At 69.0% G+C, this 17,042-nt stretch carries 17 protein-coding genes; 6 read left to right on the top strand and 11 right to left on the bottom strand.

Annotated features, from left to right (window positions below):
- Positions 1 to 152: 152 nt before the first annotated feature.
- From M0G41_RS03375 to M0G41_RS03360, 4 genes are all read right to left on the bottom strand, one after another.
- Complete coding sequence (locus M0G41_RS03375) at positions 153 to 488, bottom strand: lipid-A-disaccharide synthase N-terminal domain-containing protein (RefSeq protein WP_248205018.1); 336 nt, start codon at positions 486 to 488, stop codon at positions 153 to 155.
- Positions 485 to 1,231: a glycosyltransferase family 2 protein gene (locus M0G41_RS03370; protein ID WP_248205015.1), complete on the bottom strand. Its 747-nt coding sequence runs from the start codon at positions 1,229 to 1,231 to the stop codon at positions 485 to 487. The genes M0G41_RS03375 and M0G41_RS03370 overlap by 4 nt, the downstream gene beginning before the upstream one ends.
- 339 nt (positions 1,232 to 1,570) lie before the next feature.
- Positions 1,571 to 2,905: a sensor histidine kinase gene (locus tag M0G41_RS03365; RefSeq protein ID WP_248205014.1), complete on the bottom strand. Its 1,335-nt coding sequence runs from the start codon at positions 2,903 to 2,905 to the stop codon at positions 1,571 to 1,573.
- Positions 2,902 to 3,606: a response regulator transcription factor gene (locus M0G41_RS03360; RefSeq protein ID WP_248205012.1), complete on the bottom strand. Its 705-nt coding sequence runs from the start codon at positions 3,604 to 3,606 to the stop codon at positions 2,902 to 2,904. Before M0G41_RS03360 ends, M0G41_RS03365 begins: the two co-directional genes overlap by 4 nt.
- A 542-nt stretch (positions 3,607 to 4,148) precedes the next feature.
- Between M0G41_RS03360 and M0G41_RS03355 the strand changes: the two genes are divergently transcribed.
- Together M0G41_RS03355 and M0G41_RS03350 are read left to right on the top strand one after the other, a co-directional pair.
- Positions 4,149 to 5,789, top strand: a complete 1,641-nt coding sequence (locus M0G41_RS03355) for an ArnT family glycosyltransferase (protein ID WP_248205011.1) — start codon at positions 4,149 to 4,151, stop codon at positions 5,787 to 5,789.
- A gap of 54 nt (positions 5,790 to 5,843) precedes the next feature.
- Complete coding sequence (locus M0G41_RS03350) at positions 5,844 to 6,371, top strand: Rid family hydrolase (protein ID WP_248205009.1); 528 nt, start codon at positions 5,844 to 5,846, stop codon at positions 6,369 to 6,371.
- Positions 6,372 to 6,534: 163 nt separating this feature from the next.
- On the opposite strand, the gene M0G41_RS03345 is transcribed toward M0G41_RS03350, so the two are convergent.
- The 4 genes from M0G41_RS03345 to M0G41_RS03330 form a co-directional block, all read right to left on the bottom strand.
- Positions 6,535 to 8,235: a phosphate ABC transporter substrate-binding/OmpA family protein gene (locus M0G41_RS03345; protein ID WP_248205007.1), complete on the bottom strand. Its 1,701-nt coding sequence runs from the start codon at positions 8,233 to 8,235 to the stop codon at positions 6,535 to 6,537.
- Between the two features lie 38 nt (positions 8,236 to 8,273).
- Complete coding sequence (locus M0G41_RS03340; protein ID WP_248205005.1) at positions 8,274 to 9,134, bottom strand: hypothetical protein; 861 nt, start codon at positions 9,132 to 9,134, stop codon at positions 8,274 to 8,276.
- Entirely contained in the window at positions 9,131 to 10,783 is a 1,653-nt protein-coding gene (locus M0G41_RS03335) for an AAA family ATPase (protein ID WP_248205004.1), read from the bottom strand. Before M0G41_RS03335 ends, M0G41_RS03340 begins: the two co-directional genes overlap by 4 nt.
- A 137-nt stretch (positions 10,784 to 10,920) precedes the next feature.
- Complete coding sequence (locus tag M0G41_RS03330; RefSeq protein ID WP_248205003.1) at positions 10,921 to 11,682, bottom strand: PspA/IM30 family protein; 762 nt, start codon at positions 11,680 to 11,682, stop codon at positions 10,921 to 10,923.
- Between the two features lie 170 nt (positions 11,683 to 11,852).
- Here M0G41_RS03330 and M0G41_RS03325 point away from each other — a divergent pair, with 170 nt between their 5' ends.
- The 3 genes from M0G41_RS03325 to M0G41_RS03315 all read left to right on the top strand — a co-directional run bounded on the left by M0G41_RS03325 (position 11,853) and on the right by M0G41_RS03315 (position 14,319).
- Positions 11,853 to 12,560 (top strand): M50 family metallopeptidase, encoded by a 708-nt coding sequence (locus tag M0G41_RS03325; protein WP_248205001.1) that lies wholly within the window; start codon positions 11,853 to 11,855, stop codon positions 12,558 to 12,560.
- Positions 12,561 to 12,723: 163 nt separating this feature from the next.
- A complete protein-coding gene (locus tag M0G41_RS03320) occupies positions 12,724 to 13,851 on the top strand; it encodes a DUF4397 domain-containing protein (RefSeq protein WP_248204998.1) in 1,128 nt (375 codons plus the stop codon).
- Between the two features lie 213 nt (positions 13,852 to 14,064).
- A complete protein-coding gene (locus M0G41_RS03315) occupies positions 14,065 to 14,319 on the top strand; it encodes a hypothetical protein (protein ID WP_248204997.1) in 255 nt (84 codons plus the stop codon).
- A 155-nt stretch (positions 14,320 to 14,474) separates the two neighbouring features.
- Here the strand turns inward: M0G41_RS03315 and M0G41_RS03310 are convergent, their stop codons facing one another.
- Positions 14,475 to 15,245, bottom strand: coding sequence for a queuosine precursor transporter (locus tag M0G41_RS03310; protein ID WP_248204995.1), 771 nt, complete (start codon positions 15,243 to 15,245; stop codon positions 14,475 to 14,477).
- On the bottom strand, positions 15,242 to 15,910 hold the full coding sequence (locus M0G41_RS03305; RefSeq protein ID WP_248204993.1) for a DUF502 domain-containing protein: 669 nt from the start codon (positions 15,908 to 15,910) through the stop codon (positions 15,242 to 15,244). Before M0G41_RS03305 ends, M0G41_RS03310 begins: the two co-directional genes overlap by 4 nt.
- A 62-nt stretch (positions 15,911 to 15,972) precedes the next feature.
- On the opposite strand from M0G41_RS03305, the gene M0G41_RS03300 reads away from it, so the two are divergent.
- Positions 15,973 to 16,500, top strand: a complete 528-nt coding sequence (locus tag M0G41_RS03300; RefSeq protein WP_248204991.1) for a P-loop nucleotide/nucleoside kinase family protein — start codon at positions 15,973 to 15,975, stop codon at positions 16,498 to 16,500.
- 5 nt (positions 16,501 to 16,505) lie between these two features.
- Here the strand turns inward: M0G41_RS03300 and M0G41_RS03295 are convergent, their stop codons facing one another.
- The gene (locus M0G41_RS03295) at positions 16,506 to 16,979 is read right to left on the bottom strand and encodes a DUF4442 domain-containing protein (RefSeq protein ID WP_248204989.1); all 474 of its coding nucleotides are present in this window, start codon (positions 16,977 to 16,979) and stop codon (positions 16,506 to 16,508) included.
- Between the last annotated feature and the right edge of the window lie 63 nt (positions 16,980 to 17,042).

Below are 17,042 nucleotides of genomic sequence, written 5' to 3'. Positions count from 1 at the left end.
CGGACCATTCCGACCCCGCCGTCCTCCAGCCCGACATAACGCCGACGTTGAGCGAAGCAACTCGGGAAGCGGATCAAGGGGGCCAGTGCGGACGGGAATGGCCGAGCAGCCCGGACCGGGGTGGGCGCCTACGTCCTCGCGTCCTCCGCAGCCTACCGGGCGGTGCCCTGCTCCAGCATCATCCTGCGCTGGGGGCCACGCAGGTCCAGGTAGAGGCTGTAGCCCGCGGTGAAAAGCGGGAACAGGTTCTGCAGGACGCCAACCGAGTCCTGCTTGGATGAGAGCAGGAAGTAGGACATCGCCATGAAGCTGCCAGCGAGGCTCATGTACCAGAACAGCCGGGGGATCACCGGGCGACCGGCCCGGTGGGTGGCGATCACCTGGACCGCCCAGCGAGCCCCGAACATCAGCGCGCCGCAGTAGCCGATCAGCTTCCAGGGCGTGACATGCAGGCCGGTCCAGGCCAGCCAGACAAGCTCGTCGTTCATGGCGGGCTGATCTCGACCACCGGTGCCCGGTGGGACCGGGCGATGAGCCAGGCGACTCCAAGCAGGTCGCGCAGCCCGACCAGGGCGCGCTGCAGGTTGCCGTACTTCGAGGTGCCCTGGCGCCGCTCGCGGTGGTTGACCGGAATCGATTCGCAGCGCCAGCCGGCGCGTCGGAACAGCGCGGGCAGGTAGCGGTGCATATGGTCGAAGTAGGGCAGGTCGAGGAAGACGGCCCTGTCGAACAGCTTGATGCCGCAGCCGGTGTCCGGGGTCTCGTCGCGGAGCAGGCCGGCGCGGATGCGGTTTGCCAGAAGCGAAGCGAACCGTTTCGACCAGGTGTCGCGCCGCTCGATCCGCCAACCTGCCAGCAGTCGGACCGTCGAAGGCAGCTGCGCGCGCCGCGCCAACAGCCGGGGAATGTCTGCCGGGTCGTTCTGGCCGTCGCCGTCGAGGGTCGCGACCCATGGGCTGCGCGCCGCCTCCACACCGCTGCGGATTGCCGCGGACTGTCCGCAGCGTCTTTCGTGGCGGAGCAGTCGCACTTCCGGGGCCCGGGTCATGGCCGCCTGGACCATGGTCGCGCTGCCGTCGTCCGAGCCGTCGTCGACGACGATGATCTCGAACCGGGCGCTGCCGCGCAGCGCTTCGCAGACCTCGCGGAGCAGGCTGCCGATGCTGCCGGCTTCGTTGAGCACGGGGATCACGACACTGATCGATTCGGTGGCGGAGGGCGAGGCGGGCATGGTCATTGGCGTGCGCGGACTGTGGGAAAGGGGCCGGAGGGCGCTGGGGAGGATGCGGTCTTGCGGCTGACAGCATGGTCGCCTGGCGCCGATCCGGGAGCGGGTGTTCCGCGGGAGTCTGTGCACAGTCTTGCTGCATCCTTGTCGTAAAGCGGTCGGAGCGCGGTAGCCGGGGCGTTAAGCGGCCCCTGCACACGTCCCGTGCCACGCCTTGCCACGGCGTGCGTTCGCACCAGGGTGGATTCCGCATGACATGGCCGCCCTACACCCAGCCACGGGCGGCCTGCCGGCCGACTGCACAATCTCCGGCGCGGGGCGCTGGACCTGTTCAGAGTCTCCTCAAGCCGGTCTCTGGTCCTGATTGCCGTGCTCCCTGTCGCCGTCTTTCTCCAGCAGGGCGCAGCGCAGGTCCAGGACCATCGTCGTGCCCCGGCCGCCCGTGCTCTGCACGTGCAGCGCCCAGCCCAGGTGCTCGCAGATCCTGCGGATCAGCTCGAGACCGATCCCGCGGGCATAGCGCTCGCCCGGCGCCCTGGCGCGGCTCGCATAGATCCGGCTGATCTCCTCCGGGCTGAGGCCGTGGCCGGGGTCTTCAACCGTCACCACGCCGGGCGGATCGATGCTCACCCGCACGGTGCCGGCGTCGCTCTGTTCGATGGCGTTGCGCAGGAGATTCGCGATGGCGACCTGCACCAGCTGGGCTGGCGCGAACAGCTGGGAGGGCTGGAGCGCCGCGGTTTCGACCTGCAGTGCCTTCTGGGCGGTGAGATGTCCGTGGTCCTCGATGACGTCCTGCACCAGAGCCACGAGATCGAGCTCCGACCCCGTGGCCTTCACCCGCTCGGGTGCCTTGGCCAGGACCAGCAGCATGCGGATGAGTTGCTCCATGTCGCGCGAGGCGCGGGCGACACGCTGGATCAGCTTGCGTTGCGCGTCGGGCAGGCCGCCCTGCTGCAGCGCCAGCGAGGTGGCACCGGAAATCACGGCGACCGGCGTTCGAAGCTCGTGGCTGGCAAGACTGAGGAAAATCCGCTCGCGGGCGAGATAGCCGTCGACGCGGGCCAGCAGGCCATTGAGCGCGCCGACGATGCGCGCCGTCTCATCGTCCAGCGGCCCCTCGAGCTCGACCCGGTGTCCGTCCTGATCCGGGCGCAGCGTATCGATCCGGTCCGCCAGCCGGGTAATCGAGCCGGCCAGCCGGCCGGCCAGCCACCAGGCCAGCACCGCCAGAACGGCGGCGATGGCGGCCGCCGCGGCCAGCACGCCGCCGGTGAGTGACAGCTCCGCGGCCTCGAGGTCGGTGATGTCGATCGACATCACCAGTCGCTCGCCCGGTGAGCTGCGCACGAGGACTGCGTACTGCCGGTCTGCGATGCGGATCTCGTCGTGCAGGCCCGGCCCCAGCGCCTGCAGCGGCGCGGGCAGGCCGATTGCAGGATGCCCGTCGACCTGCCGATAGGCCCACAGCGTTCCGCTCTCCACCAGCACGCCGGCCTCGCGCGGATGCGGTCGGTCAAGCAGGTGCTCGAGCTCTTCGTTCAGCAGGGACTCCCATACCAGCTGTTCGACCTGTTCGTTGACCAGGTAGCCAAGGCCCATCACCGCGCCCCCCAGGCACAGCGAGTAGAGGAACAGACCGAGGGCGATGCGTCTGCGGAGCGGACGGCGGCTCACTCGGCGTTGGCCTTGCCGAGCCGGTACCCTTCCTTGGGGACCGTGTGCAGGAGCTTGGCCTCGAACGGGCTGTCGATCGCCCTGCGAAGCTCGTACATATGCGAGCGCAGCAGGTCGGCATCTGGCGGGTCGTCGCCCCACAGGGCCGCCTCGAGACGCTCTCTCGGCACCACGGCGGGCGAGGCCCGCATCAGGGTTTCCAGAAGCCGGCGGCAGGCCGGGTAGAGCTTGAGCAGCTTGCCCGCCCGTTCCACCTCGAGCGTGCCAAGATCCAGACGGAGATCCTCTACTACCAGTTCCCGCGAGATGCTGCGCTCGCCGGCGCACCGGTTGCGAAGGGCCTCGATCCGGACCTCAAGTTCCGGAAGATCGAACGGCTTGGTGAGGTAGTCGTCCGCGCCCGCGCGGAAGCCGCCCAGCTTGTCCGCCAGTTCGTCACGCGCGGTCAGCATGATGATGGGAGTCTGTTTGCGCGCCTCGAGACGCAGCTTGGACGCCACTTCGGGGCCCGCCATCCGCGGCAGCATCCAGTCGAGGACGATGGCGTCGTAGTCGTTGGTGATCGCCAGATGCAGCCCGGTCAGGCCGTCCGGCGCGGCGTCGAGGATGTAGCCGCGGGCCTCGAAGTATTCGAAGAGGTTGGCGACCAGACTGTGGTTGTCCTCGACGATCAGCAGCCTGAGCGCGGATCCGGAGTTCATGCTTGCCTCGCCATTGCGCAGGGCACCTCGGTGCCGATTCTAGACATGTGCGGGATGCGGTTGAGGCGTGGGGCGCCCTGCAGCCCCCCGGCGGCTCTCCGCTGTCAGGTCGAGTCCTGGCTCATGGAGCCCGCTGCCGATATCCATCAGACCCAGCACGGTATGGAAGAGATGGTCGTGGCCGATCGCGCAGCCGGGCCCAGAACGGGCCGTTCAGGAGAAGCACCGTAGCCAGGCAGAACGCGGCGATCAGCGCTTCCTGGGAAACCAGCGGGCGCTGTCCGATCGCGCGGCGCAGGCGGCGCGGCAAGCTGTAGAGGAAGGGGCTGGACATGCCGGCATGGTGCGGGTGCCAAGGTCGGAGACCTGTCGGAGACCGCTGGCTGCCACGCTAAGCTTGCGCCGACTTTTTTCCTACCGTGCTGCGGGTCATCTGGAGACCCGTCGCCGGTGAGCGACAGCCGGGAGGCGCCGCCATTTACAGGTTTCCAATCCGCCCCTGGCTGTGGCTCGGGCTCGCGGCCATCGTCCTCGCGGCGGGCATGGGGCTTCGCGACCCGTCGCCGCCGGACGAGCCCCGGTTCGTGCTGGCGGCCAAGCACATGGTCGACAGCGGCGAATGGCTGGTGCCTCGCCGGGGCAGAGAGCTCTATGCACACAAGCCTGCGCCGTTCATGTGGGCGCAGGCGCTGGCCTACGAGGCCGTCGGAAACTGGCGCATAGCTTTCCTTTTGCCGTCGCTGCTCGCGGGGCTCGGCACGCTGTTTCTGACCTGGGATCTTGGCCGCAGGCTGTGGGGACGGCGGATCGGATGCGTCGCCGGGCTGGCCCTGTTCGCGACCCTGCAGTTCGGGCTGCAGGCCAAACGCGCGCAGATCGACATGCTGCTGGTTTTCTTCACCACGCTCGCGCTGTGGGGCCTGCTGCGCCACCTGCTGGAATCGCCGAACAGGAGAGTGCTCGGGCTGGGTGCCTTTGCCGCCGGGCTTGGTACCGTGACCAAGGGCGTCGGCTTCCTGCCCCTGCTCGCCTGGCTGCCCTGGTGGCTGGCCCAGCGACGCAGCGCGCGGCCGGCCGCAAGGGCGGGGGGCTGGGTCCTGCTCGTCGGCTTCCTGGCCGGCGCAGGGGTCTGGGCCGTGCCCGTGCTGGTCGCGGCCTGGACATCCCCTGATCCCTCGATGAAGGCCTACGCGGCGGAGATCTTTCTGCGCCAGACCGGAGAGCGCTACGTCAGCGCCTGGCACCACATCCGTCCGGCCTGGTACTACCTGCAGGTGATTGCAACGCTCTGGTTGCCCGGCGCGTTGCTGCTGCCCTGGCTCCTGCCCGCGTGGTGGCGCCGGCTGCGCCGGGGTGACGCGCGGCAGGCCACGCTGCTCGGCTGGGTGGTCCTGGTCCTGCTGTTCTTCAGTGCGAGCCCGGGAAAGCGCGAGGTCTACCTGCTACCCGCACTCCCTGCGGTCTGTCTCGCCGCGGCCCCGCTGCTGGCCGGCATCCTTCGCCGGCCGGGACCCCGCCGGCTGCTGCTCGGCTACGTCTGCACGCTTTCGCTGGTGGCCCTTCTCCTGCTGTTCGACGGACTGGTCCGCGATGCCGGCATCGTCGCCCGACTGGCCGAGCGACGGGATATCCGGTCCGCCGACCTTGGCTTGCTGCTGGCGGGTCTGGGGGCGCTGGGCATCTCGGGACTGCTGCTGATCGCCGGGCTCCGGCAGCGTGCCGGCGCCCTGATCGTGGCCTTCAGCGCCCTGCTCTGGACCTGCTATGGCCTGCTCCTCGCGCCCGCGCTCAGCGCCTCAGGTTCGGCGCGGCAGCTGATGGCCGAGGTCGAGGCACGGCTGCCGCAGGATGCCCGGCTGGGAATGGTGGCCTGGCGTGAACAGATGCTGCTGCAGTCGATCCGGCCGGCTGCCGACTTCGGCTTCAGCCGGTCACCCGCAGCCCAATGGGCGGGCGCCGAGGAATGGCTAAGGGCCGAGCCCGGCCAGCGCTGGCTGCTGGTCGCAGGCGCAGCGATGCCTGTCTGTCTCGCCGTGCCGCCGGCGCAGTCCGTTGGTCGCAGCAATCGGGATGACTGGTGGCTGCTGCCGGGGTCGGCGCTGACCCCGGACTGCACGCCTTCGGAACAGCTTCAGGACGAGCGCCGGTCGGGAGCCGGCCATGACCTCAAGCAGGGGCGCTGAGTCCCGAGCGCTGCGAGGATAGCCCGCTTCGCCCAGTCCTTTCGGATGCCAGCAATGCTCAAACGCACCGTGTCTTACCTCGTCCTGCTGGCCTGCGCCGCCAGCGTTTCGGCCGCCGGCAATGAGACTCCGAGCCGCGAGCACCTCGCCCCGCCGGGCATGGAGGCCGCCTATCACGACTGGCACTACACCCCGGTGCTCAAGGTCGGAGACATGGTGATCGTCTCCGGCATCCCTGCCGGTCGCGGCGCCGACTACGAGGAAAAGATCGAGAACATGTTCGTGGCGCTGAAGGCGCATCTGGCGAGCGCGGGCGCCGAGATGTCGGACGTGGTCGAGTTGACCAGTTTCCACGTCCTGCCCAAGGACGACGCTGCCTTCCGCGAGGAGTTCGCGCGCTTCGCCCCCATCCACCACCGGCACTTCCCAGACCACTACCCGGCCTGGAGCGCCGTCGGCACCACCGCCCTGCTGGCCCCGGGCGCCGTGGTGGAACTGCGTGCGGTGGCCGTGATCGGGTCCGGCAAGCAGCCCCGCGCCAATATCCCCCAGCCTCAGCGACGCCCGCCACCGAAGGATTAGACGAAGGGCAGGGCAGGGCGCAAAGCAGACCTTCCGCAGTACCCGCCTGTAGGAGCCAGCTCGCTGGCGATCGTCCCATCCGGGGCGCCTATCGCCAGCAAGCTGGCTCCTACAGCGGGACCGGGGCGAATGCGAACTTCGCGCCCCAAGGTCGTCGCCAGGGCTACTCCAGCGTGAACCACTGCACCTCGACGCGGCGGTTGAGTTCGCTGTCGGGGCTGGCGGGTTCTTCCCAGCCGCGGCCGACGAGTTCCAGGCGCGCCTTGTCGATGTTGGGGTGGCGCTGGAGCAGGGCATCGCGCACCGACTGCGCGCGCTGGCGGGAGAGCTCCATGGCCTTCAGTGCCATCGTGCGCACCAGTTCCTTGCCGCCCTGCTGCTCGAATTCGGCGACCCGGGCGTTGTCGACATGGCCGCGCAGCAGCACGATCGAGCCCGGGCTGACCTGCAGGAAGCCCTTGATGGTGTCGAGGTAGCCCTCGTTCTCCTTGGCGTCGGTGTCGAGCTCTGCGGAATTGGGCCGGAAGAAGAAGCGGATGTCCTTGCTGAGCAGGGCATCGCCTTCCAGCGAGACGTTGCCGCCGGTGCGGATCGGGGCGATGGCCACCTTCTGCTGCGCGAAGGCGGCCTCGCCGGACAGCGCCTTGAGGAACTGCAGGTCGACGAAGCGCGCGGGGTCGGCGGGGTTCCTGATGAGGTCGCCATAGCTCAGCACCGAGCTCTGGAAGATTCCCTGGAAGCTCCCGGCGGCATCGATGGTGCCCTCGAAAAAGGCGAGGTTCTCGGGCAGGTTGGACAGGTGAACCTTGGCCAGCTCGTCGCGGGTCTCCTGCTCGTTCCAGCCGAGCGCCTTGGCGATGGTGGACAGGTGCGGCTCGGCGTTGTCGCGCACCTGGCGGTTGCCCTCGAGCAGGCCATGCACCAGGCCCTGCGCCAGCTTCGGGTTCGCTTCCGCAAACCCTTTGTTGAGCATCAGGATGTCGGCGACGATCAGCAGGTTCCGGTTGGAGACCAGGATCTTGGCCCGGCCGTTGCTGGCGGCGACCACTTCCTCGGTGCCCGGTGACCAGCCAACGCAGCCGTTGAGCTTCGGCTTTCCGCCGGCCAGTTCGTGGCGATAGGCCTCGCAGGCGACGAAGGCGTCCTCGTAGAACACCAGACCCAGCTCGCCCGCTCCCGGGCGGCCGTCCAGATCACGCAAGACCTTGACCGGCACGCCGGCCTCGGAGGCGAGATAGCGGATGAAGAACTCGGCCTCGTTGAACTGCGAGCTGGCCAGCACCTTGCCCTTGAGCTGGTTGATGTTGGCGATGCCGGTGTCGACCACGACCTGGTCGGCGCCGCGCGAGAAGCCGATCTGCGCCGGCACGATGGCCTCGAACTGCCGGCCGATGACGGCCAGGGTGTCGGCCGTGGTCACGGTGGCGGCGATGCGTCCGTTGTTGAGCTTGTTCCAGCCCTCCTCCTCGCTGAGCTTGAGTCGTACCTGGAAGCCGTAGCGCTTGGCGAAGAACGACTCCGGATTCGGCTCCAGCCCGCCGTTGGCGACTATCAGGCCGGCATAACCGGCGTACTCGCTGATATCGACATCGACCACGCCGTTCTGCGGCTGGTAGGCCGCCGGGGCATCGAGCCGCGGCTGGCCGCTGACCGGCTCGATCGGCTCCGGCTTGTCGCCTTCGGCATCGACCGAGGCTTGCTGCGGCCTCTCCTCGCTGCTGCTGTCGCGCGGCGCGGGCTTGTCGCCCATGTCCTGCCAGACCAGCCAGCCGCCAAGGGCGAGCAGACCAAGCACCAGCAGCATGGTGATGAACTTGCCGGCGGCGTTGCCGCGCTGGCGGTGGGCGGAAGAAAAGGCGGTCATGGCGGTCTCCCTGTAGCGGCGACGGCGAAACGATGGGTTCATTGCGACTGGGCCTGGCGGGCGCGCCGGGCTGGCGCCGGCGGCGGCCCCTGCAGCACGCTCTGCGGCAGCTTGTGGTCGGTGGACAGATCGAGGCTGCCGAGCAGGTCGCGCTGGCTGCCGAGCCATCGGTTGGCCTCGTTGAAGGAGGCCGCCAGCGCGTCCAGCGAGGCGCCGATATGCTCGTCGTCCGAGGCGAGCAGGGCCTGCTCGCGGATCAGGGCGATCTGCTGGTCGATCCGGGCCAGCTCGGCCTCGACGTGCTCAAGGCGGCGCTCGGCGCTGACATGCGCCTCCTGGCGCTGGTCGATCACCGCCTTCTGCTGCTCCAGCGAGCGGCGCAGCTCCGGGCTCAGCTCGTCGGTCGCAAGGCGTGCGTCGATCTGGTCCTCCTGCGCCTGCAGGCGCTCGCGCTCGGTCTCGGCGGTGGCAACCACGCCAAGAATCGCCTGCTTGGCGACGAGCAGGCGCAGGTGCAGCCAGACCAGCTGCTCCAGGCTGTCCTTGTGGGTGGCCAGCATGGGTGAGCGGTCGAGGGTGGCGAAGATCTCGCGCGCCCGCGCCTCGATCTGCCGCTGGCTCTGCTGCTGGCCTGGGGTGAGCTGGGCGATCTGCTGCTGGTAGCGCTGGTCGACCGGATCCTCGCTGCGCGCCTGGGCATCCACCGCGCGGCGGAACCGCTGGCTCTGGCTGAGCGCGTAGAGATAGGCAATCTCCAGGCCCAGCCCCAGCGCGAAGAAGCCCGGGTTGATGAAGGCGCCCAGCAGTCCGAAGGTGGCGAGGCCGAACAGGTTCGGCGGGATCGGCATGCCGAAGGGCCGGGCGGTGAAGGCGGCCCAGAGATAGGAGGGTTTCTTCACGGCGCGCCGCCCTCGGCCAGCGGCCGCAGAGACGGCGGCACGAAGGCCATGTCCGTGGCCTCGCGGATGGCGATGCGCATCTGGAAGTCGAGCACGTCGCGCGGCACCGGCGCCTGGTAGCCCTCGAGGCAGGCCGCCAGCGCCTCCAGCGGAGCCAGCTGTTCAGTGCGATGGCGGCGGTAGACCTTGACCGCCAGCGCCTCCGCAGCACCCGGAGTGAGCAGGGTCGGCAGGGGCAGGGTGGCGAGCTCGGCCGCCTCGAGCTTGAGGTCGAAGCGCTTGAGCAGGGCGCGCAGCAGGGCCGCGCTCTCGGCCACCGTGGTGGTCGGCAGCAGGGGCACCTTGACGTCGACCCGGCCCGGGCGCTTGAGGTCGACCTCGATCAGGTCGCAGCGCGAGGAGGCGAGGATCCACATCACCCGGCCGCGGTTGGAGGAGTTGGACATCTCCTGGGCGATCATCGAGTACAGGCGGCCGGACAGGCCCGAGTCACTGCTGCCGCCGTCGCGCTTGCCCAGCGTCTGGTCGGCCTCGTCGATGAACACGATGCAGCGGCCGAGCGCGCGGATCAGGCGGAAGATCTTCTCGAGGTTGCCTTCGGACGAGCCCACCCAGCGGTCGCGGAAATTCTTAAGCTTGATCACCGGCACCCCTGCCTCGCCGGCCAGGCACTCGACCAGATACGTCTTGCCGGTGCCGACCGGGCCGCAGAACAGGTAGCCCATCGGCAGGGCGCGCAGGTCCGAGGCGCGCCACAGGGCCATGTCCTGGCGCAGCCAGGTCTTCAGCGCCTCCTGGGCGTGGTAATCGTCCAGCGAGCGGTGCGAATCGATGAACTCGATCAGGCCGCCGGCCTCGTCCTCGACCAGGGATTTCTTGATCGACACCCAGTCCGCCGGGCCGATCTGCCGGTTCTCGTGATCGCGACGGCGGGCCAGGCTCTGCAGGGCTGCGACGCTGACCCCGGTCAGTGCCGCGGCGAGTTCCTCATCGCCGCTGTCCGGGTCGAAGGCTCGCGGATGATCCAGGCGCAGCTGGGCCAGCGCCTCGCGGAGCACCGCGGCATCGGGCAGCGGGATCTGTACCTTGTCGACCCGCGGATGGTTCGCCACCAGCGGGTGCAGGTCGGCCAGGTTGTCGGCGATCAGGAAGCTGGCGAAGGGCAGGTCGGTGAACGGCGGCTCCCCGGCCCAGTCGCGGACCAGGGAGGCCAGGCTGGAGACGTCGAAGTCGCCGGCCCGCCCGGCCGGCAGGATCTGCTCGACCCCGCGCACGATCACCGCCACGTGTTCCACCTCATCTCGGCCCAGCGCGCGCAGGTTCGCCCGGTAGCGCAGGTAGCGGGTTACCAGCTCGACGGCCTGGCGCGGGTCGCGCGGCAGCGGGCCCATCTCCTTCATCGCCGGCCACTGAGCGAGGCGCTCGGCGCCGCGCAGCACGGCCAGGCCATTGCCGGCATCGTAGGTGAACACCAGCTCGAAGCCGCCCAGCAGCAGCGCGTCCAGCGCCCGGGTCAGGCTGACCCGCCGGCCCTGCAGCGGAAAGCGGTCGGAGACGTTGCCATGCAGGATGAACTGCCCGTGCGCGCCGCTGACGTAGCCGACGGCGAGTTCCTGGGCCCAGGCGGGAGCGGTGTCGGGAAGCGTCATGGCGTTAGCGTGCCTGCAATTCGACGAAAGTGCCTGTTCAGCGCGTCAGCGCGTAGGAGCCAGCTTGCTGGCGATCAGGCGCAGCGGGACATCGATCGCCAGCAAGCTGGCTCCTACATGAGCAGGGAAAGGCGGGCCTAGGCCGACTCGCCCTCGCTGGCCGGCTTGGCGCCCATGCTGCGCTGGGCCGGCGCGGGTTCCGGGTTGGCGCTGCCGTCCTCAATGCTGATGCCCTCGGCCGCGGCGAAGTCGGCCAGGGCCTGGTCAGCCAGCGCGTTCATCTCGGCTTCCTTGAGGTTGATGTCGGTCAGGTCCAGCGAATCGCGCGCGACGCGGGCGCGGCCGGCGGCCTTGTTGCGCTCTTCCTCGACCATCTCGTGAAGGCGATTGAGGGTGTCACCGGAGCCGCCGATGCTGCCGATCATCCCCGAGGCCATCTCGTTCATCTCCGCCATGGCGGTCTTCATGCGCATGTCGTTGATCGCGCCCTTCAGGCTTTCGATCTTGGCGCGGGCCGCCTGCACCGCCACGTCGCGGGCGCGGACCAGGTCCTTGTACGTGGTCTCGGCCTGCTCCATCTGTGCGCGGTTCTCGGCCAGCTCCCGCGAGATGGTCTGCAGTCGCAGCGCATTCTGGGCCGCGGCGGCCTTGTTGCCCGCGCGCAGGTGGGCGGTGGTGCGGGCGCGCACTTCGCGTTCCTCGGCTTCCAGCTTGCGGACCTGGCCGATCAGCCGCTCGGCGAGCCCGGCATGATTGGCCAGGCCCTGGTTGTAGCTGGCAATCTGCGCGCGCAGATTCTCCTGCTCGAGCTCAAGCAGGGCTTCGGGGTTACGCTTCTCCAGGTCCTTGATGAACAGGGACAGGAAGCCGCGGAACAGATTGGCGATACGAGTGAACATGAAACCTCCCCAGTGGGTTCCGGCCGGGCCGATGCGGAATCAGCCGCCACTTTACGCAGCATTGGGTTGCGCTTCCATGCCGGCCCGATGGTGGGTGACGCTGTGCCGGCTTCTGTCCTGCATGACGAGCGGGCGCCATCGCTGTGACAGCCGACTGCGGGAGCGTGCCGATGGCCCGTGAGCTCAGGCGGCGACAGGCCTGGATCGCGCTCCTGCTGGCCCTGGCGATCAGCTTCGCCGTGGTCTGGGTGCCTTTCGCCGAGGTACTGGCCTGGCCCCTGTTGCTGACCTCGACCCTGTTCCACGAACTGGGCCATGGCCTGGCCGCGCTGGCCCTGGGCGGCAAGTTCGACAGCCTGTCCCTGTACGCCGACGGCTCGGGCATGGCCGAATACCGCGGCGCCTTCGGACGCGGCGAGATCGCCCTGATCGCGATGTCCGGCCTGATCGGGCCGCCCTTGGCCGCCATGCTCCTGCTCATCGCCGCGGGCTATCAGCGCGCCTGCCACATCGCTCTCGGGGTGCTCGGCGCCGGCCTCGCGATGGCCGGTCTGTTCTGGGCCGGCAACACCCTGACCCTGGTGTTCTGCCTTGCCCTCGCGTTCGGCCTGCTGCTGATTGCGATCCTCGGCGCGGCGATGGTCTCGCAGATCACCTGCGTGTTCGTGGCCGTCGAGCTGGCGCTCGCCAGCTTCACCCGGGCCGACTACCTGTTCACGGATTCCGCGCAGACCGGCGCCGGGGTGCTGGTGTCGGACGTGGGACAAATCGCCGAGGCCTGGTGGCTTCCGTTCTGGTTCTGGGGTGGGCTGATCGCGGTGCTGAGTATCGCCCTGCTGGCCGTGGGCGCCTGGCGGTTCCTCGCCGCGCTGCGCTGAGCCCGCGCGCTTGATCACTGCTCATGCACGCCCGTCACGTCGGCGTGAGCCATCGTCCACAAAACATTGAGTTTCACTGCACCGCGGCTTCACCGGTGGGGTGGCAGCTTCTCGACGGCCGGCGTCAGGGGCGCCGGACCCTGTCCCCACCGAGGAGAATCCAATGCGTCGCCGCTTCGCCCGAAAAGCCCTTTCCGCTGCCGTTTCCCTGCTTGCCTTGCCCTCGCTTGCGCTGGCCGACGCCCGCGTCCTGGTCGGCCATTTCGCCCCGTTCGATGCCGACCTGGCCGCCACGGCAGTGGACGTGCGGGTCAACGGACAGGTGGCGCTCAGCAACGTGCGCTACGGTGATTTCACCGACTATCTCAGCCTGCCCGCGGGCGCGACCCTGGTCGAGGTCCTGCCGGCCGGAACCGGCACGGTCGCGATCAGCGCAACGCTGACCCTGGTCGACAACACCGACTACACCGTGCTCGCGACCGGCGGCGCCAACGGCCAGCCCCTGGCCCTGCAGGCGCTGCAGGACGACAACTCGGCGCCGTCCAGCGGCAACCTGAAGCTGCGTGTCATCCACGCGGCGCCCTTTGCCGGATCGGCCGAGGCCACCGCGGTCTCGATCCGGACCGATCGCGGTGCCGTGGTGGGTGGCCTCGCATCAGTGCCCTTCTTCGCCGCCAGCCCGTATCTCGAGATCCCCGCCGGTCCATACGACCTCAAGGTGTCGACCCCGGATGGCGCCCGCAACCTGATCGACCTTGCCCCCGTCGAGCTGCCGGCCGGCGCGGTGCTCAGTGTCCTGGCGACCGGTGACGGCGTGAACCAGCCGCTCGGCTTCACCGCCCTGCCGTTGGGAGCGCTGCCCACCGAGCTGCCGGTGGACATCAGCGTGTCCGGCCACTGGTTCACCCCGGAGTTCAACGGCCAGGGCTTTGCCTTCACGCCCAAGCCCGACGAGAACCGGCTGCTCGGCAGCTGGTACAGCTGGGGCGACAACGGCAGTCAGGTCTGGTTCGCGCTGGACTCCGCCGGCCCGTCCTCGGGCAGCGACGCGCCCAACGGCGGCTTCGACAACCAGCGCGCGGTGTTCACCCTGTATCGCAGCAGCGGTGGCGCCTTCGCCTCCAGCCAGGCCGTGGTGACCGAGCCGGCGGGCACGGTCACCGTCGAGTTCGCCGACTGCCTCAACGCGGTGGCGAGCTACGCCTTCGAAGGCGGGCCGAGCGGCGAGATCCCGCTCACCAACCTCACGCCCTCGGGTGTCTGCACCCTGCCGCAGCCGTCCGCGCGCTGACGGCCGACCGCTGGCCTTCCCGGTGATCTCGCCGCAGGAAGGCCAGCGTGGTGGGCAAAACCTCATATCGGGAAAACCCCTTTCCTGCGTGATTCACTGGCGCGTTTGACCGGAAATCCGGTTAAATAGGGCCGCCATTGCCTTTGTATCTTTCCGCAAAGAGGATCGCGGATCAGGCATGGCCCCTGCATCGTTCCCATCGAGGAGCCCGCCATGCCCGCCAGGAAGAAGCGAGATTTCATCCCGCAGACCGCGCCGGATCCGGAAGACGACAGCTATGTCAATCTGAAGGTGCGTCGCAAGCTGCGCGAGCAGTTGCGCAAGATCGCGGCCATCGAGGAGGTCTTCATCCACGAGCTGACCCACCGGGTGCTCGCAGACTTCATCGACGACTACGAGGACAAGTCGGGCATCAAGCTGCCCCAGGCGCGGCTGTCCAACGCCGCGAGGCGGCGCCGCGAGGCTTGAGCGGCGCTGGCTTCAGGGTGCGAGGCAGGGTCGACCCAGCTTCGTCATCCCCGCGAAGGCGGGGATCCACTGCGTTGAAGTGATTGAGGGGAGAAGGGCTGGATTCCCGCCTCCGCGGGAATGCCGACTCTCTCACCACCTGTCCAGAGTCTTTCCTAGCCGGCACTGGCCTCGCGGGCCAGCTCGGCCGCCGTCTCGCGGCCAAGGTAGTGGCGGATGCCGGCGCGCACCGCGTAGATCAGCGGAATCATCAGCAGGGCCATCAGCACCTTGTAGCCGTAGTTCACCGTGCCGACCGCGAGGAAGAGGGGAATCGGCCACTGCTGCGGGCCGATGACGAAGGCGATGTAGAGGACGACGAAGCTGTCGACCAGCTGGCTGACCATCGTCGAGCCGGTCGCCCTCAGCCAGACCCAGCGCTCGCCGGTGAGCCGGCGGATGTGCTGGAACACCGCGACATCGATCAGCTGGCCGACCAGAAAGGCGGTCACCGACCCTGCGATGGTCCACAGGCCCTGGCCGAACACCGCGGCGAATGCCAGCTGGTAGTCCGGCACGCCCTGTTCCCGCGCGGCGGCGCGCCACCAGTCGGCGGGGGCGAGGGCAATGGCGGCAAAGGCGAAGGCAAAGGCATAGATGATCAGGCCCACGGTCAGCCAGCTGAGCAGGCGAACGCCCCGCGGGCCGTAGTACTCGTTGATGATGTCGGTCATCACGAACACGACCGGCCAGAGCAGGACTCCGGCGGTGAAGCTCAGCGATCCCTGCTGACCGAAGAGGTTCCAGGCCAGCGGGTCGACCCCGAGGGTGTCCTCGAGGGCGAATATCTTCACCCCGACGAACTCGGCCAGCAGCGCATTGGCGACGAAGAAGCCCGCCAGGACCACGAACAGCACCTGGCTGCGCGCGGCCAGAGGTCGACTCATCGGCTGTCGGGCACCACGTCGCCCCGCTGATAGGGCACGTTGTCCGGCGAGACCGCACCGCCGGAGATGATGAAGGCCATGGCCTGGTCCACGGTCCAGGCAGTCGGCACCAGATGCTCGACCGGGACGATCTCCAGATAGCCCGAGGTCGGGTTGGGCGTGGTCGGCACGAAGACCGCCGCCAGCTCCCGCCCGCTGGCGCTGTCGCGCAGGGTGCGGGTGACCAGGCCGATGGTCTTCACGCCCGGGTGCGGGAACTCGATCAACACCACGCGCTGCGAGCCTTCCGGCTTCTTCTGCAGCACGCCGAGCAGCTTCTTGGTGCCGCCGTAGATGGTCTGGACCAGCGGAATGCGCTCGATCAGCGCATCGAAGGCCGACAGCAGGCGCTTGCCGACCACCTTGTTGGCGACCCAGCCGAGCACGTAGAGGCTGCCGATGGTCAGCACCACGGCAAGCAGGAAGCGCACCCACTCGGCCTGGAGCACGGCGCCGGCACCCGGCAGCAAGCGCGCCAGCAGCTCGGCGGCGGCATCGACCAGAGGCGCGCCGAGCTTGGACAGCTGGGTCAGGACCAGCTCGAAGACGATCCAGGTCAGCCACAGTGGGAAGACCGTGAGCAGGCCGGTGATCAGGTAGCGCTGGAAGTGCAGTTCTCGACTCATGGCGCGGATTGTAGTGGTATTCGGGCAGCGGCCGGTGGCAGGCATCGGCAGGAGGAGTGGTGGTGCGGAGCAAACCCTGTGTGGTGATGCTGGTCGGCCTGCCCGGGTCCGGCAAGTCCGAGGTCGCCGTGGCGCTGGAGCGTGAGCTGGGCCTGCATCGCATCGATCGCGACCTGATCCGCGTTGCCCTGTTCCCCCGCTGCAGCTTCAGTCCGGCCGAGAAGCGCGCGGCCAACCATGCCGCGCTCAAGGCGCTCGAGGTCAACTGCCTGATGGGCCGTCATTCGGTGCTGGACGGACGCACCTTCTCCCGGCTGCGCGAGCGGGTCGAACTGGAGTCGCGGATCGAGACCTTCGGCGCGCGGGCCGTGGCCATGTGGCTGAACTGTCCTCCGGCGCTGGCGCGCGAGCGGGTGGCGGCCTCGTCGGGGCACCACGCCGCCGATCGCACGCCCGATCTGGTCGACGGCGTCGCTGCGCGCTTCGAGGCGCCCGGCCTCGGCTGCCTCGAGCTGGACGCCTGCCAGCCACTGGGCCAGATGGTGAGCGAGGCGGTGCGCGCGGTGCGCGAGCTGCTTGCGCCGGACTGAGCGGCTCAGTCCGCCGCCGCCGCGCCGCGCCGGTCGCGCTTGAGTCGCACGTAGAGCTGCTTGCGCACCCGCGCCACCAGCTCGCCGCTGCGCGCGTCGCGCACCTCGGTGTCGAACCAGCGGAGGACCTTGCCGCCGTCCGCCGCGGCCGCGCGCAGCTCGTCGAGCACCGAATCCTCGACATTGACCTCGGCGACCACGTCGCCGCGGCCCGGGGCGACGAACTCGATGCTGCCGGCCTGGTCCCAGACCAGATAGTCGCTGCCCAGGCAGCGCAGCACGAGGATCATCCACCACGGGTCGGTCATCGAGAACAGGCTGCCGCCGAACTGCGTGCCGACGTAGTTGCGGTTGTACCAGCGCAGCTTCAGCCGCACCCGCGCGCTGCGCCAGTCGTCACCGATGTGCTCGCAGCGGATGCCGGAAAACAGGAAGGGGGGCCACAGGTTGACGTAGCGGCGAAGCTGGCGCGGGTTCATGGCGCGGCCGATCGGGAGCGGGCCGGGAGCATGCCAAACCGGCCCACCGTCCTGCCAGTGGAG

It is taken from the genome of Pseudomarimonas salicorniae, assembly GCF_023156535.1.
Classification (GTDB): Bacteria; Pseudomonadota; Gammaproteobacteria; order Xanthomonadales; family Xanthomonadaceae; genus Pseudomarimonas; species Pseudomarimonas salicorniae.
This window is presented reverse-complemented; position numbering and strand designations above follow the sequence as displayed.

Bases quoted from the DNA above. Each gene is read 5' to 3' on its own strand.
- M0G41_RS03375 (WP_248205018.1), bottom strand. From the start codon at position 488: ATGAACGACGAGCTTGTCTGGCTGGCCTGGACCGGCCTGCATGTCACG.
- M0G41_RS03370 (WP_248205015.1), bottom strand. From the start codon at position 1,231: ATGCCCGCCTCGCCCTCCGCCACCGAATCGATCAGTGTCGTGATCCCC.
- M0G41_RS03360 (WP_248205012.1), bottom strand. From the start codon at position 3,606: ATGAACTCCGGATCCGCGCTCAGGCTGCTGATCGTCGAGGACAACCAC.
- M0G41_RS03355 (WP_248205011.1), top strand. From the start codon at position 4,149: ATGGGGCTTCGCGACCCGTCGCCGCCGGACGAGCCCCGGTTCGTGCTG.
- M0G41_RS03350 (WP_248205009.1), top strand. From the start codon at position 5,844: ATGCTCAAACGCACCGTGTCTTACCTCGTCCTGCTGGCCTGCGCCGCC.
- M0G41_RS03345 (WP_248205007.1), bottom strand. From the start codon at position 8,235: ATGACCGCCTTTTCTTCCGCCCACCGCCAGCGCGGCAACGCCGCCGGC.
- M0G41_RS03335 (WP_248205004.1), bottom strand. From the start codon at position 10,783: ATGACGCTTCCCGACACCGCTCCCGCCTGGGCCCAGGAACTCGCCGTC.
- M0G41_RS03330 (WP_248205003.1), bottom strand. From the start codon at position 11,682: ATGTTCACTCGTATCGCCAATCTGTTCCGCGGCTTCCTGTCCCTGTTC.
- M0G41_RS03325 (WP_248205001.1), top strand. From the start codon at position 11,853: ATGGCCCGTGAGCTCAGGCGGCGACAGGCCTGGATCGCGCTCCTGCTG.
- M0G41_RS03320 (WP_248204998.1), top strand. From the start codon at position 12,724: ATGCGTCGCCGCTTCGCCCGAAAAGCCCTTTCCGCTGCCGTTTCCCTG.
- M0G41_RS03315 (WP_248204997.1), top strand. From the start codon at position 14,065: ATGCCCGCCAGGAAGAAGCGAGATTTCATCCCGCAGACCGCGCCGGAT.
- M0G41_RS03310 (WP_248204995.1), bottom strand. From the start codon at position 15,245: ATGAGTCGACCTCTGGCCGCGCGCAGCCAGGTGCTGTTCGTGGTCCTG.
- M0G41_RS03305 (WP_248204993.1), bottom strand. From the start codon at position 15,910: ATGAGTCGAGAACTGCACTTCCAGCGCTACCTGATCACCGGCCTGCTC.
- M0G41_RS03295 (WP_248204989.1), bottom strand. From the start codon at position 16,979: ATGAACCCGCGCCAGCTTCGCCGCTACGTCAACCTGTGGCCCCCCTTC.